A 1,046-nucleotide genomic window follows, 5' to 3' on the forward strand; every position below is an offset into this window, starting at 1 on the left:
GGTGCATCACATCGACCCCCACCGCGACGGCGGACCCACCGACATCGGCAACATGACGCTCCTGTGCTGGTTCCACCACACCACCATCGACACCGGGCCCTACCAGCTCCGCATGAACGACCACGGGGCACCCGAAATCAGGTGGGTGTTCGGATCCCACGCCACCGCCTGGACCACAGCCACCCACACCCCCAAACGCAACCTCACCCCCGCGGCCTGAACCACACGGCAGAACTCTGCCCGGCGGGCGCGGCGCTTACTGCCCGGCGGGAAGGATGCGGGTGAAGTGGATGCCGACCGGCTCCCAGATGTCGACCGCCTCGATCGAGACGCGCCGGCCCGGTGCGGGTGCAGCGATGACCTGGCCGTCACCGAGGTAGATGCCGACGTGGTCTTCGTTGTTGAACACCACGAGGTCGCCGGGCTGAGCCTGGTCACGGGTGATGCGGGTGCCGACGGCGTCCTGCGTGGGCACGTAGTGCGCGAGGCTGATGCCGATGGCGGCGTAGGCCTGCAGCGTGAGCCCCGAGCAGTCGATGCCGGTGTGGCTGCTGCCACCGAGGACGTACGGCGTGCCGATGTAGCTCAGCGCCGTTTGGACGATCTTCGCGCGGTCGCCGCCTGCGGCGAGGGCATCGACGATGGCGGGCTCGGCAGCTTCTGCCGATGCGCCGCCCTCCTTCGCGACGATCGCGGCGATGGCCGTGGCAACGTAGTCGTTGTTGCTGATCGTCGGCGACTTCACGTTGTCGGCGATCTGCAGGATCTGCTCGGCCGTGTGGCCGTGCGCGTCGGCGGTGGCGGGCCCGGGCATCGTGTCTGCTGTGGCCGGCACGACGAGCCACAGCGACGGGATCAGCACGACGGCCCCGAGGCCGGCGGCGAGGCTGCGGCGGGCGCTGCGGCGCGGGGGCTTCGGGGCAGCTGCCGCGAGAGCGGCCGGCGCGGGCTCGGCAGCCGCAGGGCGCACGCGGTGCGAGTGGATCAGGTCTTCCGTGCGGCGCGCGTTCTCTTCCTCAACCGCCGACTCCACGGCGCTTTCGACG

At 70.6% G+C, this 1,046-nt stretch carries 2 protein-coding genes; one reads left to right on the forward strand and one right to left on the reverse strand.

Annotation, left to right across the window (positions count from 1 at the left end):
- Positions 1-220: HNH endonuclease signature motif containing protein (locus ACM2XV_RS15555; protein WP_487027610.1), on the forward strand; the 220-nt coding region annotated here is incomplete at its 5' end.
- Positions 221-256: 36 nt separating this feature from the next.
- On the opposite strand, the gene ACM2XV_RS15560 is transcribed toward ACM2XV_RS15555, so the two are convergent.
- The coding region (locus tag ACM2XV_RS15560; RefSeq protein WP_487027611.1) for a C40 family peptidase at positions 257-1,046 on the reverse strand (790 nt) is incomplete at its 5' end.

This window comes from Gryllotalpicola sp. CP2-P1 (genome assembly GCF_057512245.1).